Source organism: Ulvibacter sp. 2305UL32-6, from assembly GCF_058148545.1.
Map to the genome: position 1 here is coordinate 370,681 of NZ_JBYVKA010000002.1, position 25,961 is coordinate 396,641.

Genomic DNA, 25,961 nt, shown 5'->3' on the forward strand with positions numbered 1-25,961 from the left:
TACGATTATGAAAGCTTTGTACACCGCAGCGATTCTGTTGTTTTTTTACCAATTCTTATGCCCAGGATTATATACCTATGCTAGCGAGTGATCACGTTTGGAAAATTGATTTTAAACTTGAAGTTGGCGATGTCTATAATGTTGATTGATTTTATCCAGACGGTGTAACTGCAGGCATGTATTTGTATTGGGTTTCTAGTGCTTCGGAAAGCATAATAACAGTACGCTTTGTCGTTGAATAGCTTCTGGGGCAATATCTAATTACTTCTAATCAACTTCTCATGTTTTTATAATGCACCTTGACTTAAACGAACCCATAAGAGGTTGCTAAGAGTAAAAAATTGAATACGGCTCCGTATTTATACAAGAAAATATCAGTTTACAATTAATTTTGTAACTTTAGTTAAAACTAAGAAACTATGAAAGCTGCATTACTTCTTTTCACAGGGCTCATTTTTAGCATAAGCCAATCTCAATCCTATCTTCCGATGTTGGAAAATGGTAATGTTTGGAATGTTATGACACAGGCCGGACCAAAGCCTTTGAGTTATTCCAATCATGTTTATGAGATAGAAGGCGATGAAATTATAAATGGGGTGACCTATACTTCGCTCTCTGGTTGTCTATTACGTGAAGAGAATGGTAAAGTATTTAGATATAACACGAACACCGGTGATGAAATACTTTTTATAGATTTTACATTGGAGGTTGGAGACTCTTTTACTTTTATAGAGAGTTGTATTGTTCCAAGTGAGCCAATTTCTAACCCTATGTTTGTTATTGACAAAAGTACTCAGTTTATCGCTGGAGCAGATCGAATTGTTCTAGATATGGATTATTCGCCTCCGAATGGAGGAAGTGGCTATGTTGAACGCTGGGTGGAAGGAATTGGCTCACTGGCAGGCATAGAACCTAACACACAGAGGTTTGATATTGGATTAACCGTATTGTGTTTTACCAACAATGGAATTACCTACTTTCTAAATGGTGCGAATGCTTGTGAAGTACTAAGTGTGAATTCATTTGATTTAAGTTTAATTGAGCTTACTCCAAATCCGATTACTGAAACTTCGGTATTAAGCCTTCCTTTTAGAGCTAATATCGACCAGATTAGAGTTTTTGATATGGCTGGAAGATTACTTTTAGATAGACCTATTTCTGGAGAAAACTTCACGATAAAAAATGGCGACTACAAATCTGGCATGTACTTCTATCAGGTTTTTAGTGCTTCGGAAATCATAAAAACAGCACGCTTCGTCGTTGAATAGCTTCTCAAGCAGCGTTTAATTACTCATTTTCAGATACTTACATTTTTGGCACGCGCTTTGGTTTAACTGAACCACAGAGCGCAAGCAACTCCGCCTTTATGAGTTGCATCATCTACCTGTTGAAAACAGGCCAAAACAAATGTCGTATGAAAAATGTATGGATCCTTGTAGCAGCCTTCCTCGTTGGAAGCACTACGCAGAGTATTGCTCAAAATCGTCATAATGATGATCAGATGGTTCTGAGAAACGGCAACCACCAAAAAAATGAAGTACGTTTCGTAGAGAATGGTGTACTATATGAAGTGGCGACCAATGGCTCGTTCAATTTTAAGACGAAGCGCATACCTCCTAATAATCACTACGGAAGACGAAACCACAATGTAACCTACTACCCTACAAGTCCCGGGGCAGTTCAATATGTTGGAAGTCGGGAATACGCTCCACGAGTTGTAACTGATCGTTTTGGAAATATTCGAAGCATTGGTTCTACCAACATTACTTATAAAAACAATGGAAAAGTAAAAACCATTGGAGACGTAAAACTACAATACTATCGTGGAAAACTGATCCAGGTTGGTGCTATGAAGCTAGTTTATAATAGGTTTGGAGAGATTCGAGACACTTTTGGAACAATAGATCATTGCGATAATCAAGTTTGGCACGATGATTGGATATATGATTATGAAAACGACAATGATTGGAAACAACAAAACCGTCGTTCTCAAAAAGACATTAGAAAAAGAAAAGTTAAGTTATAGTTTTTGGTTGGTTAGTTAGAAGCCCGTCGGTCCCCTTAAAAGGTCGGCGGGTTTCTCGTTGGAAGAAGTTTAATGAAGGAATGATTTAATGAGTGAATGATTTAATGGTTCGTAGTCCAATCAATGCTATTGCTCACTGGTCGCCGTTCGCTAAAAAATATTCCGAAGAGAACCTTACAAAAACCCTTTAAAATCAATGCTTTCCGATTTTGGCACGGTCGTTGTATTATAGTAAATGTACCAAGCTGACCAAAAAATTAAAGCAAGTACAACTTAAAAATCTCAATTATGAAAAATTTTGCAACCCTTATGTTTAGCCTCCTATTAGTAGTAGGATATTCAGCTCAGGCAGCTTCTCCAGCAGAAGATGTCATCAACTCTCAATATGACGGAAACGCATACATCTTTGTAGAAGGTGGTGTAGAATTTTCAGTGTTTCCCGACGGTCAGTTTGACTTTGTATATATTGGCCCACAACAGGGCGGAAATGTACAAGTAAACATTAATACTTCAAATGTAAATGTAAGTTATAACTCAGGTTATGATTATGAAGCTTATGTTCAGTACGATGACTATGGTGCTGTGATACAAGTAGAAGAAGTTCCTGTCTATTATGATGACTACGGAAGGATCATTCAAGCGGGATCGGTAGATATTCGCTATCGCGAAAGACGTTTGATCACTGTAGGTGGCCTTTTTATACACTACAATAACTATGGATACTATTCGCATAGTACAGGTTATATCAACTTCTATAACAGACGTTATGTATATCGTCCATGGCACGTGTATTACGCCAGACCATTTTACAGTCATTGTGTAGTTTATGACTATGCGTACAGAACCTACTATCGCCCTATTCGTTATAACTACGCAACCCACTGTGGATATTACAGAAACAGAGGTCGGGTGGCATATCACAACGGTCGTAGAGACTTTTACCGTCCTGGGAGTAGAACACATTATAAAAATGGAAGATCGGCTGTAAACCGAAATTACAACCCCAATAGACGTGTGGCTGCTGCTTCAATGAACAGTCGTCGTGATTCGGGAACGATCTCAAACCGCAATAGCAACACTTCGGTTTCTAAGCGAGGTACTGTAAATAACTCACGAGGTACTTCAGTTAAAGGAAGACCAAATAGCACTGTGTCAAATAGAGGGACAGGAACAGTAAGCAAGCCATCGAGTCGAGGAACGATCTCAAATTCGAGAGGAACTGCAGTACAAAGTAAACCAGCAAGTCGCGGTACTGGGTCAATTGCTAACTCAAGGGGTATTTCATCAAAAGGAAGACCATCGAGCAATGGAACCGTATCAAATTCGAGAGGGATTGCTACACAGACTAAATCATCAAGTCGGGGAACCGTATCGAAGTCTAGAGGTACTGTGGCAAAGAGTAAGCCATCGAGCCGTGGAACGGTTTCTCAGAAACGCAGCACTGTTTCGAAAAGTACAAGCAGTAGCTCTAAACGAAATACATCAACCGCTCGCACATCGCGAAGTACTTCTAAAAAGAGCAGCACGGTAAGTAGATCTACTGGAAGTTCTAGTAAATCATCACGCAGCAGTTCAAAAAGAGGTCGCGGATTATAAAAATTTTTGGTTGGTTAGTTAGAAACCCTCGCTCAAGCTTTATGCTTGGCGAGGGTTTCGCATTTAATATGTTTATGAATGTTCTTTCCGAACCATATCTATTGGGCTACATCTTTAAGGAGCCGCGCCATAGATTCGGTTAGTGACCGACGGGCATATTTTTCTATACCTTCGGAAGCCACCTCCAAATCGTCATTTTTAAACGCATTATACAGCCTAATAAGATGGTTCTTCAGCAATTCTTTTTCAGTATAATTAAAATAGGCTCCACTCTTTGTTTCTCCAATTATTTCAGCAATATCGCTCCCCTCAGGCCCTAATGCTAAAATGGGACGCTTGGCGCGCAAATACTCAAAGAGCTTACCCGGAATAATCGCTCGGGTTTCGGGTGTGTCTATTTCAACCAACAACAATACTCGAGCGTTGTGTTGCATTTGCAAAGCACGATCATGGGAAACATAACCCACATAATCTAAATTTTCTTGTAAACCAGCACTAACAATGCTTTGAACTACGTCATCACTTACCGCTCCCGCGAGGGTAATAGTAAGATCATCAAAGAATCCCTTTGCTTCAATTGAAAGTTCTGATAAAACATCCCATAAGATCTGCGGATTTCGCTCGCTAAGCAAAGAACCTATATGTGCAATAGAAAAGGATTCGTCTACAACCGGCTGTATTTCCTGCTTAATATCATACCCGTTAGTGATCACACTAATCGGTTTTTTTGTCTTTTGCTTAAACTCAGAAAGTGTACTCGGACTCGTAACTACAATATGATCTGCCGTTTGTAATACCTCTTGCTCAAGTTTTTTGTGTTTTTCTTCGGAAGATTTAGACAACCGAAGCGATTTATGATAATGAATGGTAGTCCATGGATCTCTGAAATCGGCTACCCAAGGCAACGACGTAATCGCTTTAAGTTGCATCCCAATAAGATGTAGACTATGTGGTGGTCCTGTGGTAATAATTACATCCACCGGATTTGCCTTTATATATTCTTGTAAAAGCGTCACCGAAGGCTTTACCCAACCAATTCGTGCATCAGGGATAAAGAAATTCCCGCGTATAAAAAGCATTAACTTTTCAAGTGGCGACGGATTCGTTGCGGGAATAATACCGCTACTTATTTTTTTTGTCTTCTTTTTGGAAAGTATTCCCGCGATACGATACGGCTCTTTGATAGGACCTTGTATGATCTCGATTTCTTTAGGAACATCAGCTAAAAAACTCTTGTCCAATAAAGGATAATGTGGATTCTCAGGAATATAAACAACAGGTTCAATTCCGTATTCAGAAAAATATTTTACGAAGTTTAACCAACGTTGTACCCCTGGACCCCCGGCTGGTGGCCAATAATATGTAACTATTAGAGCGCGTAATGCCATTATGATTGGGTCGACGCCTCTGACGGTTTTTTAAATTTCCAAAACAACCCCGCAAGTAAAAGCAATACGAAAACAATACTCGTCGCCAGAGTCACTGTACTTCCGGTTTTTACCACGGCCGGTTCAAACTTAAATTCAATTTTATTATTTCCGGCAGGTAAACGCATGGCGCGTAACGCATAATTCGCTCTAAAATATTCGGCAGGCTCGTTATTGATATAGGCGTTCCAACCTTTTGGATAATACACTTCAGAAAAAATAGCTAGTTGCGGCGATTTAGACGTGGATTCATACACCAAATGCTGTGGATCATGACTCACCAATTCAATAACCGCTGTAGAGTCACGTGTAATCTTTTCAAGCGGAATCATATCTTTAAACTCTGCATGAATAATGGCCGTTTTCTTAGTATTTAAACTATCTAGAAGTCGTATTTCCTCATCTGCATTTTCGGCAAGAATCGCGCTTTCCACAAACCAGGCGGGGCCATTTGCAAACGGATTTCGTTGCGCTACCGGTCCGCCATTCTCTCTTTGGGTAATTATATATTTTACATTGAACATATTGAGCATGCCAACATCACCTTTGCCAATATAAAACTCGTTCAATTCTTGGACACGACCTGGCTTAGCTGCATGATAACCTCCTAAAGCGTTGTGATAATAACTCGCTTGTGCACTATTAAATGCATTATTGGTTGCATCATATACCCGATAATAGCCCTCGTCTTCAAGAATTTGAACATCGGCACCATTCTTTTGAAAAGGCTGCTCCATTACTTTGCTGTTTACAAAGTCATCATTATTAACATAACGTCTATCAACCATTACAAGATCGGCGCAAATAAGTACGGCGACGAGAATGATCAATAGTGTTTCCTTTAGCTTTCCTTTTAAATAAAACCATAATACTGAAGCCGTAATTAGCACAAAAAGCAACGATCTAATAGCATCACTTGTAAAAACACTCATTCGATCTTCGCGAATCGCATCCACAAATTGAATTCCGAGATCTTCAATAAAATATTTGTCGTACGGACTCTCAAAGCCAAAAAGAGTTGATTTAAACAATAAAAAGAGGATGGTGATTCCGCCAACAATTCCGGCGCTATACAGCAATGCCTTTTGTTTCTTTTCGATCTTGACAAAATTATTTAACAATTGATGTAAACCAACAATTGCAAGGACAGGTAGAATAAGCTCTATAATAACTTGTATAGATGATACCGCCCGAAACTTATTATATAAGGGTACATTATTAATAAAGAATTCGGTTAAAAATTCAAAATTACGCCCCCATGACAATAACAGACTTAAAAAGAAAGCACTTACCACCCACCATTTGAGTCGGCCGCGCACTAAAAACAAAGCTAATACTGCTAAAAAGATGACTACAGCCCCAACGTATGCAGGTGCTGAAACATAGGTTTGATCTCCCCAATATAAAGGAACCTGACGCATAATACCATTAACGTCTTGTGGTGAGGCACCCATGCGCAATAAGGTTTCGGCAGCTTCGGAGTCGGCTGGAAAACTGTCACCGCTTCCACCCCCCATAAAATTAGGGATAAACAGGTTTAAGGTTTCGGCTCTTCCGTAGCTATATTCAGTAATATACTCATAATCTAAACCATTCTTGCTTTCCTTTGGTGAACCATCGGCGTTGATAGTAAGTTCGCTTTTACCTCGGGTGGAGGTATCGGCATATTCTTTTGTGGCTAAGATATTAGTTGCATTTAAGCCCAATGCAAATACAACAGCCACAACCATTACACCAAGCGCTTTAAAGTAGTGTGGAAGCATTTTTTTGCGATAGGCATCGATCAAATAAGCTATTCCCACGCAAACTACAAGTAATAACAAATAGTAGGTCATTTGGAAATGATTTGCTACCAATTCCAATGCCATTGCAATGGTAAGCAAAATAAAACCATACAAATATTTACTTCGGAAGGTCAATATGATCCCGCTTAGCACCAAAGGCATATACGCGATAGCATGTGCTTTGGCATTATGACCGACGCCTAAAATTATGATAAGATAGGTGGAGAAACCAAAAGCAAGTGCGCCTACAAATGCCAGTTTATAATTAACTTTTAAGGTAAGAAACAAAATGTACATTCCTATAAAGTATAAAAACAGGTAGTCGGCCGGACGCGGCAGAAAACGCAGTGTCAAGTCTAATTTTTTAATAAAATTATAGGGATATTTTGCACCTAACTGATAGGTGGGCATTCCTCCGAAGGCACTGTTGGTCCAATAGGTTTCCTCTCCGGTAGCTTGTCTGTAGTCTTTTAATTCTTTAGCCATTCCTTGATATTGTACAATATCACTCTGAAAAATAGCTTTTCCTTGCAAGGCAGGACTAAAGTACGCTAGTGCAACGATGACAAATAAAACAATAACAACGATGTGCGGAAGTAATTTCTTGAAAGTTTGTTGCATGATGAAAGTCTGGAATACGAAAGGGGAAAATTAACAAAAATATGGTAGAAAGCGCAGGAAATTTAGGAAAGCCTTTCAGAAGAAAAAAATAGAGGCTCCTTAGTCGATCTCTTCAAAGTCGACATACTCCCCTACTGTTTTGGTAGATTTTCTAGAAGTTTTAGGTTTTTTATCGATAGTAGTCTTACCTTCTGCCTGTGATGGATCATTCCCTTGAGCCGCTTGATTAAAAAACTGCTCAAACTTTGAGTTCGCTTTTTTCGTAATATAACGCATAAAATAGGGCGTCAATAGCCGAAACAAAAACTTTAGTCCAAAATATACCAGAAGAACAATTAAAACCGTTTTTAAGAATGTCATCATAATACATCAAATCTTTTTCAAAAATAGGAATTGCCACATAAAAAGACGAAAATGCTTTATTAAATAAATGATAAAATCTTATATCTTTGAACTAAACCCACAAACAATGCAAATACGCATCATCCTCTTTGGTCTATTGGGCCTTTTTATTTTTGCTGACGTTTCAGCCCAGTATACCGAATCTATAAACAACAATCGCCCAGGTAGCTCTCAAGGTGCCTTTGCCGTTGGAAAAAATGTATTGCAATTTGAAGGTGGGTTTGGCTACGGAAAAGAAAAACACCGACTTCTTTTTACAGATACAGACGCCATTTTAATGGATTATTCATTACGTTATGGCTTTCTTAAAGAAGAACTTGAGGTAAGTTGGATAGGGACTTTCCAGTCGAATTCATTTATCGATACGAGATTAGCTAATGCAGACAAGCAACGTGTTAGCAACTTTAAGTCGAATACCCTCGGAATAAAATATCTCTTTTACGATCCTTACAGAAAGCGTGAGCTCGAAGGACCTAATTTGCACAGTTGGAAGGCCAATCATAAGATACAATGGGCCGATCTAATTCCTGCCATCTCTATTTACGCGGGTGCTAATTTTGAATTTGCCGATAATCCGTTTACACCAAATCCAGACAGCTCGATTAACCCAAAGTTAGTACTAAGCACACAGAACAATTTTGTTGGCGGCTTTGTTCTTGTAACAAATATCGTGGCAGACCGCATTACAGAAGACGTACCCACTTATGGGTATATCATTACACTCACTCATACCCCAACAGATTGGTTTTCGATCTTTATTGAAAATCAAGGTTTAAAAAGTGATTTCTATGCCGATCAATTATTTCGTGGAGGGGCATCTGTATTGATCAATCCAGATTTTCAGGTAGATGCTTCTATATTACTTAATAATAAAGACACGCCTTCTAGACTCTTCGGAAGGATCGGTTTTGCCTACCGATTTGATATGCACGACGAAGATGAGTATATTGAAGAAAAAGGAAAACTAGGACGTGAAAAGCGTCGTGAGGAGAAGGGTAAAAAGAAGAAGACGAAAAAAGACAATAAGAAAAAAAGAAAAGACGGTTTTGAAGACGACGGCACGGAAGATGACGGCGACGGCGGACTAAACTAGCATTATTTTTATGATTGATATTTCTGAAGTAACCACCAAAGCAGAATTAAAGCAATTTGTTACGTTTCCGTTTCAATTGTATAAAGACCATCCTTACTGGGTTCCTCCATTGATAAAGGATGAAATGGAAACCTTAGATAAGGATAAAAACCCCGTTTTTAAAAATGCGGAGGCCACTTATTATTTGGCTAAAAGGGACGGAAAATTTGTTGGTCGAATTGCTGTGATCATTAACCATCTTGAGATCAACGAAATTGGAAAGAAAAAGATCCGATTCGGTTGGTTTGATGTTATCGATGATATTGAAGTCACCAAAGCATTATTAGAAAAAGTTTACGAAGCAGGGCGAGCGCATAAATTAGAATATGCCGAAGGTCCTGTAGGCTTTTCAAATATGGAGAAAGCAGGGATTCTCACCAAGGGATTCGACGAAATGAATACTATGATCACTTGGTATCACTTTCCGTATTATGCGACGCATTTTGAGAAGTTAGGCTTCGAAAAACAAGCTACATGGGTAGAATATCGCTTATCTATTCCAGATAAAGTTTATGAGAAAGTGGCTAAATTCTCAAGAATTATACGCGAACGTTACGGTTTGTCGGTAATTCGTTTTAAAAATAAAAAGGAGATCCTTCCGTATGTTGATGAAATGTTTGGATTGCTAAACAACACCTATAATGCACTGCAGACCTTCGTTCCTATTCAACAATACCAAATAGACTACTACAAGGAAAAATACTTTAGTTTTATTCACCCAGATTATATTACTTGTATTAAAGACAAAGAAGGCAAACTGATTGCTTTTTCAGTAGTCATGCCCTCCTTTTCTAAGGCTTTAAAGAAAGCAAATGGTAAGTTGATACCCTTTGGGTGGTATCATATCCTAAAAGCTCAAAAAAAGAGCGAAACGGCAGCATTTTATTTAATAGGAATTGATCCTGAATATCAAGGCAAAGGTGTCACCGCTATCATTTTTGAAGAAATGCAAGCCCTTTTTAATGCCAAGGGCATTAGTATAGTTGAAACTAATCCCGAATTAAAAGAAAATACAGCCGTACAGGTATTGTGGAAAGACTATAGTCCAGTACAGCACAAAGAACGTAGTACGTTTAAAATTAGCCTTTAAACAGCTTCTGTTTAAATTTACTTCAGCAATAAAAAAACCGCTAAAACGTAATGTTTTAGCGGTTTTTACAGTATCAAATCTAAAAAATTATTCTCCAAAGGCTGCAGCAACAGCAGCAGATAATCTTTTGTAAGTTCCATTTTCAAGGCGTTCACGGATCGCAGAGAATGCATTCAATGTTTCCTCAATATCTTCCATGGTATGTGAAGCTGTTGGAATCATTCGTAAAAGAATAAGTCCTTTAGGAATTACTGGATATACTACAATTGATGTGAATACTCCATAATTCTCGCGTAAATCTTTTACCAAAGCCATAGCTTCTGGTACCGATCCTTTTAAATATACAGGAGTTACACAACTTTGTGTTGTTCCCAGATCGAAACCACGCTCACGTAACCCACCTTGTAATGCATTTACATTCTCCCACAGCTTGTCTTTAAAAACTGTACTAGAACGTATCATATCTAAACGTTTCAGCGCACCCACCACCAATTGCATCTGCAACGATTTTGCGAACATCTGAGAACGTAAATTATATTTCAAATAGTTGATAATTTCTTCGTCGGCTGCAATAAAAGCGCCTGTACTGGCCATAGATTTCGCAAAGGTTGCGAAATACACGTCAATACCATCTTGAACTCCTTGTTCCTCACCTGCTCCTGCTCCTGTTTTTCCAAGAGTTCCAAAGCCATGTGCATCATCTACAAAAAAGCGGAAGTTATATTTCTTTTTTAATGCAATGATCTCTCGCAGTCTTCCTTGCTCCCCGCGCATTCCGAAGACCCCTTCAGAGATCAACAAGATACCACCACCTGTCTTTTCAGCAACCTTTTCAGCACGTTTTAAGTTCTTTTCGATACTTTCCATATCGTTGTGCTTATACGTAAAGCGCTGTCCTAAGTGTAAACGCACTCCATCAATGATACAGGCATGTGCATCAACGTCATAAACAATAACGTCATCTTTTGATACTAAGGCATCAATGGTCGAAACCATCCCTTGATAACCAAAATTAAGTAGATATGCTGCCTCTTTGTTGACAAACGCGGCCAATTCGTTTTGTAATTGTTCGTGCAGATCGGTATGTCCACTCATCATACGAGCGCCCATAGGATATGCTGAACCATACTGCGCAGCTGCTTCCGCATCTACCTTACGTACTTCAGGGTGATTTGCTAAGCCAAGATAATCGTTCACACTCCAGGTGATCACTTTCTTGCCATTAAAGCCCATACGATTAGAAATAGGTCCTTCCAACTTTGGAAAAACGAAATAACCTTCTGCTACCTCGGCCCACTTTCCTAATGGTCCTTTATCTTTGTAAATTTTATCAAATAAGTCCTTCATTCAAATAGAGTGTTTCTTTGCAAGCCACAAAATTAAACATTTTAATTATCATGACAATACGCTTTTTGTGAAGTCGCGATAACAAAAAAGCCGCTACATACGTAACGGCTCTTAAGAGTCTGATAATCAGATATTATTTTACATATTCAACTTCCTCGATGGGAGTTGATTTTGAATCGAAGAATCCTTGTTGTTCCATCCATTCATCGCTATATAATTTACTCATATAACGAGATCCATGATCGGGAAAGATAATAACTACTTTGCTATCTTTTCCGAAGAAACCTTCTTCATCCAATTGTTTTACACCTTGCATCGCAGCTCCGCTGGTATAACCACAGAAGAGACCTTCTGTTTTAGCAAGCTCGCGTGCTGTATGTGCGCTATTTTCATCGGTTACCTTTACAAAACGATCGATCGCATCAAAATCGGTTGCCGATGGAATTAAATTTTTTCCAAGCCCTTCTATACGGTATGGATAGATCTCATTTTTATCGAATTCTTTTGTTTCGTGGTATTTCTGAAGTACAGAACCATAAGCGTCAATTCCTATGATCTGAATATTTGGGTTTTGTTCTTTAAGAAAACGAGCCGTTCCTGAAATAGTTCCACCTGTACCACTACAAGCAACCAAATGCGTGATTTCACCCTGCATCTGATTCCAGATCTCTGGTCCCGTAGAGTAATAGTGTGCGTCTATATTAAGCTGGTTGAAATATTGATTTATATAAATAGAACCAGGTGTTTCTTCGTGAATTCGCTTTGCTACCTCGTAATAAGAGCGCGGATCATCTGCAGGTACGTGTGCCGGACAAACATATACCTTAGCACCCATAGAGCGCAGCATATTGATCTTATCTTTAGATGATTTTGAACTTACGGCTAAAATACACTTATAACCTTTTAATGCGCTCACCATAGCTATACTAAAACCTGTGTTACCACTCGTTGTTTCAACGATGGTGTCTCCTGGTTTCAAAATACCTTGCTGTTCGGCTTGTTCTAGAATATAAAGGGCAATTCGGTCTTTAGAAGAATGTCCTGGATTAAAGGATTCTACTTTGGCAAAAAATTCACCTTGCATATCCTTTGTCATCCTATTCAGTTTGATAATAGGTGTATTACCTATGTAGTCAAGTACTGTTTTGTGAGGTAGTTTAGATTCGCTCATATAGGGTTTTCATATTACAAAAATGAAGCCAAAAGGTTCAAATGTAAAATCGGTCAAAGGTACATAATTATTTTTTATTACTCCTTTATGTGTTCCAAATCAAGTATAAAAGCATAATCCATTGCCACTTCTTTTAAAGCTTCAAATCGGCCTGAAGCACCGCCATGTCCAGCATCCATATTGGTTTGCAACAATAGAACATTATCATCAGTCTTTAATTCACGAAGCTTGGCAACCCATTTTGCCGGCTCCCAATACTGCACTTGAGAATCATGTAAACCCGTAGTTACCAGTAGGTTTGGATAGGCTTGTGCGGTTACATTATCATAAGGTGAATACGATTTCATATAAGCGTAATATTCGGGCTCATTCGGATTTCCCGATTCGTCATATTCTCCCGTAGTTAAAGGAATACTATCATCAAGCATGGTTGTAACAACATCCACAAAAGGTACCGATGCGATCACTCCATTATACAAATTAGGCGCCATATTGACGATCGCCCCCATGAGGAGCCCTCCTGCAGAGCCACCCGAAGCATACAAATGATCTTTCGAAGTGTATCCCTCTGCAATTAGATATTTCGACACATCTATAAAATCAGTAAATGTGTTCTTCTTTTTAAGCAGTTTTCCATCTTCATACCACTGACGTCCAAGGTATTCTCCACCACGTACGTGCGCGATCGCATAAATAAATCCGCGATCTAGCAAGCTTAATCGCACCGTTGAAAAGTAAGGATCTATCGTTGCTCCGTATGAACCATATGCGTACTGTAATAACGGATTGGTTCCATCCATTTTAAGTCCCTTTCTATACACCATCGAAACCGGTATTTTGGTTCCATCGGCTGCCGTTGCCCAGACACGTTTAGATTCATAATTATTTTTGTCAAAATTGCCTCCCAACACCTCATTCTCTTTCATGACCGTCTTTTCCTTGGTAGCCATATTGAAATCGATCGTTGATGACGGCGTTGTTAACGAATTATAACCATATCGAAGAATATCAGTATCAAACTCTGGGTTTGTTGATGTATACGCCGTATAGGTCTCACTTTCAAACGGCAAATAATATGAATCACTATTATCCCATCGTTGAATTTTTATTCTATTAAGCCCGTTATCGCGTTCACTGATCACAAGATAATCTTTAAAAATATCGATATCTTCCAGCAGTACATCTTTTCTGTGAGGAATAACATCGACCCAATTTTCCATGGTCGTTTTTTCTTCGGAAGTTTTCATCAACTTGAAATTGGTTGCGCCATCCTTATTTGTTACAATATAAAAGCTATCACCATAATGCGAAATATTGTATTCGAGTCCGCGTATACGTGGCTGAAAAACCTTGAAATCATCATTAGGCTTATTGGCATCTAAAATTCTATATTCCGAAGTCAATGTGCTATAACAGCCAATTACAAGAAACTTATTCGATTTTGTTTTGTAAACATAGGTTCCGAAGGTTTCATCATCTTCCGTAAAAATTAATTTGTCATCATCGGGATTAGAACCCAGCGTGTGTTTGTAAATTTCATTAGAACGTAAGGTTTGATCGTCTTTACGCGTATAGAAAAGTGTTTTATTGTCGTTTGCCCAAGTAGAACCGCCCGTTGTTAGCGAAATAGCGGTTTCCTTTAGTTTTCCTGTAGTTAGATCCTTGATATAAATAGTATATTTTCTACGGCTTAGGGTATCTACGCCAAAGGCGACCAAAGTGTTATCCGGACTTACATTAATTCCATTTAAGTTATAATACGAATGACCTTCAGCCATCGAATTTACGTCGAACATCACCTCTTCTTCTGCATCTAAGCTCCCTTTTTTACGTGTGTACACGGGATAATCCTTTCCTGTTTCAAAACGAGTGATATAATAATATCCGTTATAAAAATACGGCACTGAAGCATCATCCTCTTTGATACGCGCCTTCATTTCCTCAAAAAGATCTTTTTGAAAATCTTTGGTATGCGCAGTAACCTTTTCGTAATAATCATTTTCTCGCTCTAAATAATCGATCACCTCAGCATTTTCTTTATCATTAAGCCAATAGTAGTTGTCTTCACGAACATCACCGTGGATTTCTAGTGATTTCAAAATTTTATCGGCTTTTGGAGGGGTAATTTTCATAGCAGTTTCAGTAGATTCCTTCGTTTGGCATGAAATCGCAAAAATTAAACTTGTTAAAGAAAGTACAAGTACGTTTTTCATAATAAAAAGGTTGATATTTAGTGCTGCAAAGTAGTAAATTTGCACTGAATAAAAAACACAAGATTATGTTTGGAGACTTAATGGGAATGATGGGTAAATTAAAGGAAACCCAAGAAAAAGTTGAAGCTACAAAAAAGCGATTAGACACAGTACTTATTGATGAAACGAGCAGTGATAAGTTACTAGAGATAACTTTAACGGCAAACCGTGAGATAAAGAATATTCGTATTGATGCTTCTCTTTTAGAAGACAAAGAGCAATTGGAGGATTATCTGATACTTACATTGAACAAGGCCATTCAAAAAGCAACTTCTATAAATGAGGCAGAGCTAGCAGCCGTGGCGAAGGAAGGTATGCCCAATATTCCAGGCATGGATAATATGTTTAAGTGATTTAGTTACTTTTCGCTACGTATTTATCTACAAACGAAAAATGATAACTCGTATCTTGGTAGGTGTTAAATGAACTATAACCAGATAGTTTACCCAATTCATGTCCTTTTTTATTGACCATTACAATCTTCGGAAAAGACTTATTGCTATTATACTTGGCGATGATCGTTTTGTTATAAGCGCGTTGCTCATCTGAAATGATATCCATTCTTCTAGGATAATCGATCATAACTAATACAAGCCCCTTAGCGCGTTGAGCAAAATCTGGAGTTTCAAAGAAATCCTTTTTTAACGCTTTACACGGTGGGCACCAATCACTTCCTGTAAAGTAAATAAGGATGGGTAGGTTTTTTTCTTCGGAAATCTTTTCGGCTTCTTCTAGGTTTGTTAACCAATCAAGTGTGCTGTTTTCTTCAGTTGTTTCACCAACTTCTGTGACATCTTGGGCGAAAGAAATATTAACGAGCAGTAGGCATGCAAGGATCAATAATTTGTTCATCTGGAAAAGATTTAAGATATGGGATTTGTGCACTTTCCATGCCAAAGATGGTAAAAAAAAAAGAATTCCCAAAAAATTGGGAATTCTTTCATTACTAGTTAAGAATGTATTTCTCGATTAGTTATTGTTAATCAATCGGAATTCAGTTCTTCTATTTGCAGCATGCTCACGTTCTGTACATGAAACACCGTCTTTACATCTGTTTCTCAATTTACGCTCACCAAAACCATTAGCAACCAATAGGCTACTGTTGATTCCTTTTTGTTGAAGGTAAGTAACTACAGCCTGTGCTCTTCTTTCAGAAAGGTCTTGGTTTGCAGTACTTCCACCACGTGAATCTGTGTGAGAAGCGATCTCTAACTTAATTCCAGGGTTCTGAGCTAATACTGGCATTAAGCGAGTATCAATAATGTTCTTCGCCTGTGGGGTTAATGTTGCAGAACCTAAGTTCCAGTTAATAGGAAGTGCTTGGTACTCAACTAGAGCACATTCAACTTCTTTCCAAGTAGTTAAACCACCTTTTGTTTGAAGTACTTCTTTAGTAACTGTTTTAAACTGTGCAGGCATAGTAACTTCTTCAACACGTGCATCAGAAACTAATTTTGTTACTTCCAACGTTTTAGTTTGTCCTTTTAGCTCAACTGCTCTTGTAGTTGGAGGTGTAGACATAACTGTTTTAGTGAACGTTTTAGACTCAGCAGGAATGGTTTCCATTCGTGTTGACTCGTTTGTAATAACAGTTCTCTTAACAGTTTTAGTTACTGCAGGAATTTCGATACGCTCAGTTGTTGGAGGTGTTACCATAACACGCTTGCTCATCGTTTTTCTTACTTCAGGAATATCAACTACACGAGTAGTTGGAGGTGTAACCATTACAGTTGTTTTGATGGTCTTGCTCTCACCAGGAATATCAATTACTCTTGTTGTAGCAGGCTTCACTAAAATTGTTCTTGTGTAAGTTCCTGTTCCACAATCTTTACCATTGTTGTTGTTAGGATCACAATCTGAAACACGTACAAAAGATGCATCAGCAGCTAAACGCTGAACTGAAACTGTTGTAAATTCAGCTGGAATTCCTTTGTAACACCAGTATCTACAGTCATTAGGATCACTAGAAGCACAATCGGCTGCTGGAGTATCACTCATTTCCCAACGAGCAGTAGCTGGCTTTACTTCGATCGTTTCGTAATCTGAAGTAAAACTTGCAGGCGTTGTTCTAATTGTAGAACCATATTCTCTTTTGTTGTAAGTTAACGTTTCTGTACCCCATTCTGCTGGCATAACTTCTAAACGTTGTGATGGCTCTTTTGTAGTAATTACTACATCTCTGGTTTCGTAAACTGCAGGAACAGTCTCTACCTTTTGATAGGCTGGCTGAACTACAACTTCGAAATCTCTGTTCTCATAAACAGCAGGTACTACACGAAGGCTATAACTAGCATCGCTTACTACAACTGTTTCAGTTTCAGTACTAGAAGAAGATGGTATTCTAACTAGACGCTGACCAGCTTCTTTAGTTACCATTGTAAAAGATTCTTTTGTGTACTGTGCTGGAATTACTTCCAAATTTTGTCCGGCTGCCTTTGAATCAACAGTGATAGTTTCCTTCTTGTATTGTGCAGGAACTACACTTAGTTTTTTGTAGGCTGGTGCTGTTTGAACAGTTACTTCTTGATTAACCCACACATCTGGGGTTACACAACGAACGTAACATTTACCTGGTTCGGGATTTGTTGGTAGGTCTTGCGCAAAAGTCACAGAAGCGACTAATAACGATAAACCCAATAAAATAATTTTTTTCATGTTTGTTGATGTTTTGATTATTACTAACTAATTGTTTCAGCTACAAATTACTGAAAATTATCTCGTTACGGCTATAATCAGAAGTTTGTTTTCGACCACACAACGTTAAAAAACGATGAAGTACACAACTATTTCGCAAATAAAAAAATTATAAATTTCCTGCCGTACGAATGGTTTTTTTTTGCGATATTTAACCTACAATAATTCTAATTTTAAATTAAAAAGTATGTTCGAACTAAAGAAAAGCGGAGAGAAATACCACTTTGTTCTTAAAGCTGGTAATGGTCAGGTTATTTTGTCCAGCCAAATGTATGCATCAAAATCTGGTGCTATGAATGGTATTGAATCTGTAAAGAAAAACTGTGGTGATGAAAAATGCTGGGAACGCAAAACTGCCGCCAATGGAAAATTCCACTTCAATATTAAATCTACTAACGGTCAGATCATAGGTTCAAGTCAGATGTATGCAGCAGAGTCTGGAATGAACAACGGTATTGAATCTATAATGAAAAATGCTCCAGGAGCAGAAGTGAAAGAGGTCGAGTAGATCTTAGAAACTAAAATATTAAAAGGTCTTCACTATGAAGGCCTTTTTTATTTGTATAAATTCAAAACATCAAGAAATCTTTGATGCATAAGCTCGGTATAATCCAAATGAGTCACAATTCGAAGCTTTCCTTGCCCCATATTGCTAATACGGATTCCCATTTGTTCCAAATCATTCATAAACTTTTCTTCGGAAATCGTCTCCCTTAAATAAAAGATTACAATATTGGTCTCTGTAGGCTCAACGGCTTTGATATAAGCCATTTTCCGAAGTAATTCGGCTATTTCCATCGCTCTCCTATGATCTTCCGCTAAACGCTCCACATTGTTCTCCAAAGCGTAAATTGCCGCCGCTGCCATAAAGCCGATCTGCCGCATTCCACCTCCTAAAACCTTACGCACCCTAATGGCGTTCTTCATAACTTCGGAATTGCCCGCTAAAACCGTCCCAATAGGAGTACCCAAACCTTTGCTAAAACACAATGAGATCGTATCAAATACCTTTCCGTAGGCTTTTGCATCCTCTCCTTTGGCTACCAACGCATTCATTAAACGAGCGCCATCCAAATGCAAAGCGAGTCCGTTTGCATCACAAACGTTCTTGATACGTTCTATTTCAGCAAAATCATAACACGCACCTCCGCCTTTGTTGGTTGTGTTTTCCAGACAGACCAACGATGTTAACGGACTGTGGTAAAAATCGGGTGGATTAATGCTGTCAGTCACTTGTTCAGCGCTGATCATTCCTCTATCACCATCTACGAGCTTACAGCTCACACCACTATTGAACGAAACGCCACCGCCTTCGTAATTATAAACATGTGCCCATTTATCGCAAATAAGTTGTTCCCCCGGCTGTGTATGAAGCTTTATAGCAGCTTGATTTGCCATACTTCCTGTGGGAAAAAACAAGGCATTATCCATTCCGAAGAATTCACACACCATTTGCTCTAAACGATTTACCGTAGGATCCTCTTTATAGACATCATCGCCCGTTTTAGCATTCATAATTGCCTCCATCATTCCCAGAGTAGGCTTTGTAACGGTGTCACTTCGTAGGTCAATAACTGGATATTTCATTTATGCTATAGGTGTTGGGTGTTGGGTGTTGGGTGTTGGGTGTTGGGTGTTGGGTGTTGGGTGTTGGGTGTTGGGTGTTGGGTGTTGGGTGTTGGGTGTAAAAATACAAATTATGCTAGATTTCCTATAGATTTACTGTTCCCTATTCTCGAATCACTATTCACCATCAAAAAAACACTCAAAACTGCCAATCGGACTCCCATCTGGGATCTTTGGAGCTTTTGGCAATACAAAACGCTCTGGGTGTTCTTCCGCCTCTTCTATCACCTTTTTCAGATACTTTTTATAGGCCGTGTCATTATACGGCTTCTGCATCTCACCCGAATGAGAATTGGCTGATATTCCCTCGGAAGCGGTATAAGATCTAATGTAGTCTATAGCAGTCATCGTTGCCGCTTTTACCTGCGGAATAGCTTTATCACTGGTTTGAATTTGAAGCAAATGCAAAAGCACTCTATACTGAATAGTTCGTGCCACCTCATGCTCGTAGCTCGCAGTGCCAGCTTCTCCCGACTTAAAAGCTGTTCGAACCAATTGTAAAAACATTTCTTCTAATGGTATAGCCGCTTCTGGATTTGAAGCGCGTTGTGCTACCATTCTATTTAAACGTTCCGGATTCAGCAAAAGGCTTAAAGTCATATCGCCTGCCGTTGCGGCCGCTCCTAATGGATCAAAAGCAACTCCTGCATTACTTTTAAATGATTCTCTATTTCTTCCATAACCGAAAGCTCTTGGCGGAAATAACGCCAAAACATCGTTTGGTATCATCAAATTCTTATAATCTAAAGTTTGTAACACAGCTTCCAATGCATCTTGTTGTTCTTGCTTAGAAAGAGCCTTATGAATCAACTGCTCATCACCCTTTACAGCGTAGTTATAATCCATCCCTCCTATTTTTTTTACTGCAGCTTCGGTTTGAAAACGATGATAAAAATACAGGGGTACAAAAACGTCTTCTAACATCGTATAAAGGTCTCCGGTTCTAATATTATCGTGCGAAAACTGCGCAATGGCTTTCTCCCGAAGCGCTAAAACAGCCGTCAATTCTTCCGAAGCATCATTGCCATTGTCCCATAAATGGGCCTTTGCATGTGCTCCTCCAGGCGCGCGCGCGTCACTATCCGTAATAAATAGCATGCCTTGTGCTTGCGCTCGCGTTAATATTCCAGTTAAATAGGCCTTTTCGGTCATATTCGGGGGTTTGTCGCTGTAACTATAAGCCACGGTTACCTTGTCCCAATCGCCAATTCCTGTCGCGTAGGCATCGCTAAAATCAATGATGCCGTTCACCAAACGTAAAGTAGGATGCGGATAATCCATGACGCTCGATCTATTATTTGTGCTTGCCGCATAATTATGAGCAAAACCTAATGTATGTCCAACTTCGTGGGCTGAGAGCTGTCTTATTCTTGCCAAAGCCATTTCTAACATAGGCTGATAGTTGCTATCGCTCTCCGCAAAAGGCTTGTTCATAAGTGCTTGTGCGATCATAAAATCTTGACGAATACGAAGACTGCCTAAACTTACGTGGCCCTTAATGATCTCGCCCGTACGAGGATCAGTAATACTTGCGCCATAACTCCACCCTCGAGTAGAACGGTGTACCCACTGAATCACATTGTATCGAACATCCATTGGATCTGCATCTTCGGGTAGCAATTGAACCTGAAAGGCATTTTTGTAGCCAATCGACTCAAAAGCTTGGTTCCACCAACTTGCCCCCTCTAATAATGCCGAACGCACAGGCTCTGGTGTTCCTGGGTCTAAATAATAGATAATTGGCTCTTTAGCTTCACTTACTGCCAACAGGGGATCTTTCTTTTCCAAACGGTGTCTTGTGATAATGCGCTTCTTTATAGGCTCCCAAATTGGTGTGCTATAATCTAAATAATCCATCGGGTAGGAACCACTTCTCGGATCGAAACTACGCGGTTGATAACCGTCATCTGGTAATTCCACAAAACTATGATGCTGAATAACCGATAGCGAATTTGGGTCGGGTGCTACACTTCTAATATTTTTTCCAGTTGGTTCGCCAACAAAAGTAAGCATGGCCTCAAATTCTACGTTCTTCGGAAAAGCCTTGGTACGCTCCATCCAAAGTGTGTTGCGTGTTTTATCTTGCTTATAAACGCCTTCTTTGCTTCGTTTTAATCTAGCAGCAACACCGTGGGCATCTAAGAACAAAAAGGGAGTTAGGTCAATAATATAATTACTGCCCTTGGTTTCTTTAATATCAAAAGCAAAGAGCACGCTTTTAGCGAAGGCCTCATCGATCGATTTGCTTTCTAACTTATTATCGGTAATTGCGCGAAACTTTAAATTGGGTTGTAAAAGAAGTAATTTGTTACCACTTTTTATAAACTTAACCACTACCCCATCGCCTAACTGTCCGCGATCCAAACCTATATCATTCGATCCTAAACCTGTACGAAGTGAATGCACATAAAGAAATTCATTGCCTATTCGTTTTTTAGGAACCTCAAGATAATGCTCGCCATCTTTTTCTGAATAGTAAAAATTATAATATCCTTTAAAGGTTTCAAGATCTTTCTTTTTCTCCAAAAATTGAGCGTTTGCTAGGCTACTTCCAAAGAAAACACAAAGCATTAATACATATAATTTATTCATAGCTACGAGATTATTGATGGGGAGAGTTTAAAACTACAAAAAAAAGTGAACACTAATTGTTCAGTGCTTAAAACAGAGACTTTCTTACTAATTACAAAATCATCCCTTAAAATTTCAGCAAGCAAAACATAAATAGTAATTTTACATAAAAATAAGCACCTTGATCACACAAGACCAACTCCAAGACCTCAGTAACCGCCTTGACGCGCTGAGGCAGTATCTTTGACCTAGCCAGAAAACGTATAGAGATCACCAACGACGAAGAGAAAACCTTTGACCCAGATTTTTGGAACAAACCCCAAGAAGCTGAAGCTTTTATGAAACAGCTTCGGAACAAAAAAAGATGGGTAACCGACTTTGAAAAGGCTGTCGAGTTATATGAGGATGCCGAAGTTATTTACGAATTTTTTAAAGAAGGAGAAGGACTCGCCGAGAATGTGGAGATCCGCTTCGGAAATGCGCTGGAAGCAATAGAAGCCCTCGAATTCAAAAATATGTTAAGTGAAGAGGGAGACGACTTAAGTGCCGTTCTTCAAATTACAGCTGGTGCTGGTGGTACCGAAAGCTGCGATTGGGCCGAAATGCTTATGCGTATGTATTTGATGTGGGCCGAAAAGAACGGTTATAAAGTAAAAGAACTCAACTTTCAGGCGGGTGACGTTGCGGGAATTAAAACCGTTACGCTTGAGATTGATGGCGATTATGCTTTTGGTTGGTTAAAGAGTGAAAATGGTGTACATCGCTTGGTGCGTATCTCTCCTTTCGACAGCAATGCAAAGCGTCATACGAGTTTTGCGAGTGTCTATGTTTATCCACTTGTGGATGATTCAATCGAAATTGATATTAATCCGTCTGATATTTCTTGGGATTTCGCCCGAAGTGGCGGTGCTGGAGGACAAAACGTGAACAAAGTGGAAACCAAAGCCATTTTAACGCACCATCCCAGTGGTATTGTAATTCACAACAGTGAAACCCGTTCACAATTGGAAAACCGTGAAAAAGCGATGCAAATGCTCAAGAGTCAGTTATACGAAATCGAACTCCGAAAACAACAGGCACAACGCGCCGAGATAGAAGCAGGAAAGATGGCTATTGAGTGGGGCTCTCAGATCAGAAACTACGTGCTTCACCCATACAAATTGGTGAAAGATGTACGTACGGGTCACGAAAGCGGTAACACCGACGCCATCCTCGATGGTCAGATTGATGAATTTTTAAAGGCTTATTTAATGATGACGGGGCAAAAAGCGGCAAGTGACGATTTATAAAAGTTTTGATCCGCCTTCCTGATCATTTCTTATATTTGTTTGAACCCAAATCAAAACATCATGAAACTTCTCCTTATAAGCTGTGCCATTATGTTTGGTGCTTTTTTTTCTTCGGAAGCACAAACGATAGCGTCAAAAAAAGTTTTTACTGGTTATAAATTCTATCAAAATGGGAACAAAATGACTACAGGCGAATTATACCGAGCTATGGTACCTGAAAGTCAATCGGCTGCTATCATGCAAAAATCTAAAAGCAACAACGGAATAGCTCAAATTTTAGCTGGAGTTGGTGCGTTTGGTGTAGGTTTACCAATAGGAAGCTCAATCGCTGGGGGTGATCCAAATTGGACCTTTGCCATTGCAGGAGGGGCGTTAATTGTTGTATCTATTCCTATTTCCGCTAAAGCAGGCAAACAAGCTAAAGAAGCTGTAGATCTTCACAACGCGAGCTTAGGAAATAGCAGTGCTCATTTTAAACCAGACTTTTTTATTGTTTCAAACAAAAACGGTGTGGGTCTTTCTATGAATTTCTAGTATTTTTTTCTTTGGAAATAAGCACAAAGTGTAACAATAACTGAATCTTCAAATCTTTAGGTTACTAACCTAAACCACCACTATGAGATCAGTACTTGTTGTTATGCTATTTGGCGCGCTTATTTTAAGCTGCAATACACCTTCGGAAAAGAAAATTTCAGAAAATGTTGTTACCTCAGACATTGATCTATTTTGGAATGCTTATGATAAAATTGTCAAAACAACCGACAGCCTTCAGCAATACCAACTGCTAGACTCTCTTTACTTTCAATTGGGAAGCCCCGGGCTCGATTCTATACGTGTAGCGCGTCGCTACTCTGCACAAGATTATATCGACGGTATCAATAAACATCCTAAATTCTGGGCATCTATTCGTCCAAATATGAATAAAGCGAAAGATCTGAGCGAAGTACTGGCAGCGGGAACACAAAAACTGCAAGCCTTATATCCTGATTTGAAACCGGCAAAGATCTATTTTACTGTAGGTGCTTTTAGAACCCCAGGCACGACTATGGACAGTCTTGTACTTATTGGCAGTGAATTAGCAATGGCCGATGAAAATACCGTAATTAGTGAATTTTCAGATCAACAATCGCATCTTCCCGCATTTTTTAGTACCAATCCGAGTAAAAACATCGTATTTCTAAATACCCACGAGTTTGTTCATACTCAACAGATCACAACCATCGGTCATAACCTCTTAGCTCAAAGTCTCTATGAAGGTGTAGCCGAATTTGTGGCCGAAAAGGCACTAGATCAAAGCTCCCCTAACATTTGTATTAACTACGGAAAACAAAATGATGCAACCGTTAAGAATGCTTTTTCTAAGGTGATGTTCAGCAATTTTATATATAATTGGATCATGAATTCAACCGAAAATGAATTCAATACTCGAGATCTGGGATATTATATTGGGTATGCGATTGCAGATAAACACTATGAGGGTAGTAAAAACAAGCAACAAGCCATCAAAGAATTGATTGAGCTTGATTATACAAATGCTGCTGCAGTTGAATCTTTTGTAGAACAGACCCAGTATTTTGACAAGCCCATTTCAGTTTATAAAAAGGAATACCAAGCACAGCGACCACGGGTCATCAGGCTTTCACCGTTTAACAATGGAGCAAAAGAAATAGCCTCGGGAAAGACTGAGATCACTATTACATTTTCTCAGCCTATGGATAAGAACACGCGTGGCTTTGAACTAGGCACCTTAGGAATTGATAATTTACTTCGGGTAGAGAATGTCATTGGATATTCGGAAGATGGCACAAATTTTACGTTTGAAGCCACACTGAAACCTAAGCTGCGTCATCAGGTTGAAGTTTCAAGCAATTTTAGATCTGAAGAGGGCCTAGATCTCATTCCCTATACCATTGACATAGAAACTACAGATTAAGGTTTTGGTATCTTTCCGAAGAAAACTGTTTTATACATATCGGCAACGGGTGTAAAAACTCAAGGAGAATCCCTACTTTTGAGGAGTAAAAATTTATAAAACTCCATGAAACCAGCTACCGTAGCACAGCTTAAAAAGGAATTGACCTACCGCTCTACTGAAGAACTGCAATCGCTTTGCCTTCGGTTGGCTCGGTTTAAGATGGAAAACAAAGAATTACTCACATATTTACTTTTTGAAAGTGAAGATGAAGCTTCGTATATACGTGCAATTAAAACTGAAATAGACGAAGAATTTGAAGCCATCAACCGAAGTCGCTTTCAATTTATTAAAAAGAGTGTCCGAAAAATTCTAAGATCGGTTAAAAAGTATATTCGCTATACGCAAAATAAGGAAACAGAAGTGGAACTCCTCCTCTATTTCTGTGAGCAGCTTAAAGCATTTTCTCCTTCGATCAAGCGTAATGTTACTTTAATGAATTTATTCGACAGACAACTTGCTCTTATTGAAAAGAAAATTACAGGCTTACATGAAGACTTGCAATACGACTATACCGAAGAATTACAGGAACTTAGATATTAGAGAATGATTTAATGATTTAATGATTTAAGAAAATACAACAATTACCTGAAGAACCACTTTATCAATATACTATGATCACCATTTACCACAATCCGCGTTGCAGCAAATCCCGTCAAGGCTTACAGATCTTGGAAAACGCTACAAAAGATTTTCAAATCGTTAAATATCTCGACGCGCCCCTTTCCGAAGAAAAACTAAAAGAGATCATTGATCTGCTTAAGATCAAACCCATAGATCTGGTACGAACTAACGAAGCTATTTGGAAAGAAAACTATAAAGGAAAAGATCTAAGTGATGCTCAAATTATTACCGCCATGGCTCAAAATCCTAAATTAATAGAACGCCCCATTGTTGTTAACGGCAATAAAGCAGTTGTAGGCAGACCACCAGAAGCGATTCTGGATATTCTTTAGAATGA

Annotated in this window: 22 protein-coding genes; 12 read left to right on the forward strand and 10 right to left on the reverse strand. The window is 38.9% G+C overall.

What is annotated here, in order from left to right; all coding sequences use genetic code 11:
- Nucleotides 1-419: 419 nt before the first annotated feature.
- The 3 genes from ACY2RU_RS07520 to ACY2RU_RS07530 all read left to right on the forward strand — a co-directional run bounded on the left by ACY2RU_RS07520 (nt 420) and on the right by ACY2RU_RS07530 (nt 3,622).
- A complete protein-coding gene (locus ACY2RU_RS07520; protein ID WP_490137822.1) occupies nt 420-1,268 on the forward strand; it encodes a T9SS type A sorting domain-containing protein in 849 nt (282 codons plus the stop codon).
- 146 nt (nt 1,269-1,414) lie between these two features.
- Nucleotides 1,415-2,026: a hypothetical protein gene (locus tag ACY2RU_RS07525; protein ID WP_490137823.1), complete on the forward strand. Its 612-nt coding sequence runs from the start codon at nt 1,415-1,417 to the stop codon at nt 2,024-2,026.
- Between the two features lie 288 nt (nt 2,027-2,314).
- Entirely contained in the window at nt 2,315-3,622 is a 1,308-nt protein-coding gene (locus ACY2RU_RS07530; protein WP_490137824.1) for a hypothetical protein, read from the forward strand.
- A gap of 98 nt (nt 3,623-3,720) precedes the next feature.
- Here the strand turns inward: ACY2RU_RS07530 and ACY2RU_RS07535 are convergent, their stop codons facing one another.
- The 3 genes from ACY2RU_RS07535 to ACY2RU_RS07545 form a co-directional block, all read right to left on the reverse strand.
- Nucleotides 3,721-5,010: a glycosyltransferase family 4 protein gene (locus ACY2RU_RS07535; RefSeq protein ID WP_490137825.1), complete on the reverse strand. Its 1,290-nt coding sequence runs from the start codon at nt 5,008-5,010 to the stop codon at nt 3,721-3,723.
- Nucleotides 5,010-7,454 (reverse strand): YfhO family protein, encoded by a 2,445-nt coding sequence (locus ACY2RU_RS07540; RefSeq protein WP_490137826.1) that lies wholly within the window; start codon nt 7,452-7,454, stop codon nt 5,010-5,012. The genes ACY2RU_RS07535 and ACY2RU_RS07540 overlap by 1 nt, the downstream gene beginning before the upstream one ends.
- A 99-nt stretch (nt 7,455-7,553) precedes the next feature.
- A complete protein-coding gene (locus tag ACY2RU_RS07545; protein ID WP_490137827.1) occupies nt 7,554-7,817 on the reverse strand; it encodes a DUF4834 family protein in 264 nt (87 codons plus the stop codon).
- A 106-nt stretch (nt 7,818-7,923) separates the two neighbouring features.
- Between ACY2RU_RS07545 and ACY2RU_RS07550 the strand changes: the two genes are divergently transcribed.
- Entirely contained in the window at nt 7,924-8,949 is a 1,026-nt protein-coding gene (locus ACY2RU_RS07550) for a transporter (protein ID WP_490137828.1), read from the forward strand.
- A gap of 10 nt (nt 8,950-8,959) precedes the next feature.
- Nucleotides 8,960-10,078: a GTP cyclohydrolase gene (locus ACY2RU_RS07555; protein ID WP_490137829.1), complete on the forward strand. Its 1,119-nt coding sequence runs from the start codon at nt 8,960-8,962 to the stop codon at nt 10,076-10,078.
- 87 nt (nt 10,079-10,165) lie between these two features.
- Here ACY2RU_RS07555 and capB read toward each other — a convergent pair whose 3' ends face one another.
- From capB to ACY2RU_RS07570, 3 genes are all read right to left on the reverse strand, one after another.
- On the reverse strand, nt 10,166-11,425 hold the full coding sequence (gene capB / locus ACY2RU_RS07560) for a cysteate-C-fatty acyltransferase (RefSeq protein WP_490137830.1): 1,260 nt from the start codon (nt 11,423-11,425) through the stop codon (nt 10,166-10,168).
- A 133-nt stretch (nt 11,426-11,558) separates the two neighbouring features.
- Nucleotides 11,559-12,596 (reverse strand): cysteate synthase, encoded by a 1,038-nt coding sequence (capA, locus tag ACY2RU_RS07565; protein ID WP_490137831.1) that lies wholly within the window; start codon nt 12,594-12,596, stop codon nt 11,559-11,561.
- A 77-nt stretch (nt 12,597-12,673) separates the two neighbouring features.
- Entirely contained in the window at nt 12,674-14,809 is a 2,136-nt protein-coding gene (locus ACY2RU_RS07570; RefSeq protein ID WP_490137832.1) for a S9 family peptidase, read from the reverse strand.
- Between the two features lie 65 nt (nt 14,810-14,874).
- Here ACY2RU_RS07570 and ACY2RU_RS07575 point away from each other — a divergent pair, with 65 nt between their 5' ends.
- Nucleotides 14,875-15,201 (forward strand): YbaB/EbfC family nucleoid-associated protein, encoded by a 327-nt coding sequence (locus tag ACY2RU_RS07575; RefSeq protein ID WP_490137833.1) that lies wholly within the window; start codon nt 14,875-14,877, stop codon nt 15,199-15,201.
- Nucleotide 15,202: 1 nt separating this feature from the next.
- Here the strand turns inward: ACY2RU_RS07575 and ACY2RU_RS07580 are convergent, their stop codons facing one another.
- Entirely contained in the window at nt 15,203-15,700 is a 498-nt protein-coding gene (locus ACY2RU_RS07580) for a thioredoxin family protein (protein WP_490137834.1), read from the reverse strand.
- Between the two features lie 117 nt (nt 15,701-15,817).
- A complete protein-coding gene (locus ACY2RU_RS07585; RefSeq protein ID WP_490137835.1) occupies nt 15,818-17,503 on the reverse strand; it encodes an OmpA family protein in 1,686 nt (561 codons plus the stop codon).
- Nucleotides 17,504-17,729: 226 nt separating this feature from the next.
- Between ACY2RU_RS07585 and ACY2RU_RS07590 the strand changes: the two genes are divergently transcribed.
- Nucleotides 17,730-18,050 (forward strand): YegP family protein, encoded by a 321-nt coding sequence (locus tag ACY2RU_RS07590; protein WP_490137836.1) that lies wholly within the window; start codon nt 17,730-17,732, stop codon nt 18,048-18,050.
- A 47-nt stretch (nt 18,051-18,097) separates the two neighbouring features.
- Here ACY2RU_RS07590 and ACY2RU_RS07595 read toward each other — a convergent pair whose 3' ends face one another.
- Together ACY2RU_RS07595 and ACY2RU_RS07600 are read right to left on the reverse strand one after the other, a co-directional pair.
- The gene (locus ACY2RU_RS07595; protein WP_490137837.1) at nt 18,098-19,129 is read right to left on the reverse strand and encodes a threonine aldolase family protein; all 1,032 of its coding nucleotides are present in this window, start codon (nt 19,127-19,129) and stop codon (nt 18,098-18,100) included.
- 156 nt (nt 19,130-19,285) lie between these two features.
- Complete coding sequence (locus ACY2RU_RS07600; RefSeq protein WP_490137838.1) at nt 19,286-21,760, reverse strand: zinc-dependent metalloprotease; 2,475 nt, start codon at nt 21,758-21,760, stop codon at nt 19,286-19,288.
- A 160-nt stretch (nt 21,761-21,920) separates the two neighbouring features.
- On the opposite strand from ACY2RU_RS07600, the gene prfB reads away from it, so the two are divergent.
- The 5 genes from prfB to arsC all read left to right on the forward strand — a co-directional run bounded on the left by prfB (nt 21,921) and on the right by arsC (nt 25,956).
- Nucleotides 21,921-23,028 (forward strand): peptide chain release factor 2 gene (gene prfB / locus ACY2RU_RS07605; RefSeq protein ID WP_490137839.1). Its coding sequence is split into 2 segments (ribosomal slippage): nt 21,921-21,983 and nt 21,985-23,028, totalling 1,107 coding nucleotides; the frame shifts between segments, so codons are not numbered across the junction.
- A 60-nt stretch (nt 23,029-23,088) separates the two neighbouring features.
- On the forward strand, nt 23,089-23,562 hold the full coding sequence (locus tag ACY2RU_RS07610; RefSeq protein WP_490137840.1) for a hypothetical protein: 474 nt from the start codon (nt 23,089-23,091) through the stop codon (nt 23,560-23,562).
- A gap of 82 nt (nt 23,563-23,644) precedes the next feature.
- Complete coding sequence (locus tag ACY2RU_RS07615) at nt 23,645-24,961, forward strand: gliding motility protein GldB-related protein (protein ID WP_490137841.1); 1,317 nt, start codon at nt 23,645-23,647, stop codon at nt 24,959-24,961.
- A gap of 105 nt (nt 24,962-25,066) precedes the next feature.
- Nucleotides 25,067-25,543 carry a hypothetical protein gene (locus ACY2RU_RS07620; protein WP_490137842.1) on the forward strand — a complete coding sequence of 159 codons (477 nt, stop codon included), beginning with the start codon at nt 25,067-25,069 and terminating at the stop codon, nt 25,541-25,543.
- 71 nt (nt 25,544-25,614) lie between these two features.
- Nucleotides 25,615-25,956 (forward strand): arsenate reductase (glutaredoxin), encoded by a 342-nt coding sequence (gene arsC / locus ACY2RU_RS07625; protein WP_490137843.1) that lies wholly within the window; start codon nt 25,615-25,617, stop codon nt 25,954-25,956.
- The last annotated feature ends 5 nt before the right edge of the window (nt 25,957-25,961 follow it).

What these genes read in the sequence shown, in the direction of transcription:
- ACY2RU_RS07610 (WP_490137840.1), top strand. Translation starts at nt 23,089, where the DNA reads ATGAAACTTCTCCTTATAAGCTGTGCCATTATGTTTGGTGCTTTTTTT.
- ACY2RU_RS07580 (WP_490137834.1), bottom strand. Translation starts at nt 15,700, where the DNA reads ATGAACAAATTATTGATCCTTGCATGCCTACTGCTCGTTAATATTTCT.
- ACY2RU_RS07570 (WP_490137832.1), bottom strand. Translation starts at nt 14,809, where the DNA reads ATGAAAAACGTACTTGTACTTTCTTTAACAAGTTTAATTTTTGCGATT.
- ACY2RU_RS07595 (WP_490137837.1), bottom strand. Translation starts at nt 19,129, where the DNA reads ATGAAATATCCAGTTATTGACCTACGAAGTGACACCGTTACAAAGCCT.
- ACY2RU_RS07530 (WP_490137824.1), top strand. Translation starts at nt 2,315, where the DNA reads ATGAAAAATTTTGCAACCCTTATGTTTAGCCTCCTATTAGTAGTAGGA.
- ACY2RU_RS07555 (WP_490137829.1), top strand. Translation starts at nt 8,960, where the DNA reads ATGATTGATATTTCTGAAGTAACCACCAAAGCAGAATTAAAGCAATTT.
- capB (WP_490137830.1), bottom strand. Translation starts at nt 11,425, where the DNA reads ATGAAGGACTTATTTGATAAAATTTACAAAGATAAAGGACCATTAGGA.
- ACY2RU_RS07525 (WP_490137823.1), top strand. Translation starts at nt 1,415, where the DNA reads ATGAAAAATGTATGGATCCTTGTAGCAGCCTTCCTCGTTGGAAGCACT.
- ACY2RU_RS07535 (WP_490137825.1), bottom strand. Translation starts at nt 5,010, where the DNA reads ATGGCATTACGCGCTCTAATAGTTACATATTATTGGCCACCAGCCGGG.
- ACY2RU_RS07590 (WP_490137836.1), top strand. Translation starts at nt 17,730, where the DNA reads ATGTTCGAACTAAAGAAAAGCGGAGAGAAATACCACTTTGTTCTTAAA.
- ACY2RU_RS07545 (WP_490137827.1), bottom strand. Translation starts at nt 7,817, where the DNA reads ATGATGACATTCTTAAAAACGGTTTTAATTGTTCTTCTGGTATATTTT.
- ACY2RU_RS07615 (WP_490137841.1), top strand. Translation starts at nt 23,645, where the DNA reads ATGAGATCAGTACTTGTTGTTATGCTATTTGGCGCGCTTATTTTAAGC.
- ACY2RU_RS07585 (WP_490137835.1), bottom strand. Translation starts at nt 17,503, where the DNA reads ATGAAAAAAATTATTTTATTGGGTTTATCGTTATTAGTCGCTTCTGTG.
- ACY2RU_RS07520 (WP_490137822.1), top strand. Translation starts at nt 420, where the DNA reads ATGAAAGCTGCATTACTTCTTTTCACAGGGCTCATTTTTAGCATAAGC.
- capA (WP_490137831.1), bottom strand. Translation starts at nt 12,596, where the DNA reads ATGAGCGAATCTAAACTACCTCACAAAACAGTACTTGACTACATAGGT.
- ACY2RU_RS07620 (WP_490137842.1), top strand. Translation starts at nt 25,067, where the DNA reads ATGAAACCAGCTACCGTAGCACAGCTTAAAAAGGAATTGACCTACCGC.
- ACY2RU_RS07575 (WP_490137833.1), top strand. Translation starts at nt 14,875, where the DNA reads ATGTTTGGAGACTTAATGGGAATGATGGGTAAATTAAAGGAAACCCAA.
- arsC (WP_490137843.1), top strand. Translation starts at nt 25,615, where the DNA reads ATGATCACCATTTACCACAATCCGCGTTGCAGCAAATCCCGTCAAGGC.
- ACY2RU_RS07600 (WP_490137838.1), bottom strand. Translation starts at nt 21,760, where the DNA reads ATGAATAAATTATATGTATTAATGCTTTGTGTTTTCTTTGGAAGTAGC.
- ACY2RU_RS07550 (WP_490137828.1), top strand. Translation starts at nt 7,924, where the DNA reads ATGCAAATACGCATCATCCTCTTTGGTCTATTGGGCCTTTTTATTTTT.
- ACY2RU_RS07540 (WP_490137826.1), bottom strand. Translation starts at nt 7,454, where the DNA reads ATGCAACAAACTTTCAAGAAATTACTTCCGCACATCGTTGTTATTGTT.